The organism is Flavobacterium xizangense (genome assembly GCF_054075145.1).
This window is the reverse complement of the sequence record NZ_JBSIPG010000121.1, coordinates 1-269: the sequence shown is the minus strand read 5'-3', so window position 1 is coordinate 269 and position 269 is coordinate 1. Positions and strand designations below refer to the sequence as shown.

Sequence of the window (269 nt, the reverse complement as noted above, 5' to 3'; positions counted from 1 at the left end):
GAATATACGAATGACGAAAGTTACAATGCAGCTTATAAAAGAGTAAAGAAACTTAAAGGGTTTTATTCTCATGTGAAAATTTACATTATCATAAATATTATCATCATTATATCCAGTTTAACCCGATCTAGTTTTACTAGAGGAATTGATTTTAGCGGTTTATCTGAATGGCATACGTATTCGACTGCATTTTTCTGGGGAATTGGTTTAGCGGCTCACGGATTGTCTGTTTTTGGTTCTGATCTGTTTTTCGGTCAAGACTGGGAAAA

At 33.8% G+C, this 269-nt stretch carries 1 protein-coding gene; it reads left to right on the top strand.

From position 1 onward, the window contains the following. Window positions 1-269 (top strand): 2TM domain-containing protein (locus ACWA1B_RS22760; RefSeq protein WP_456910901.1); only part of this gene is annotated, 269 nt, incomplete at both ends.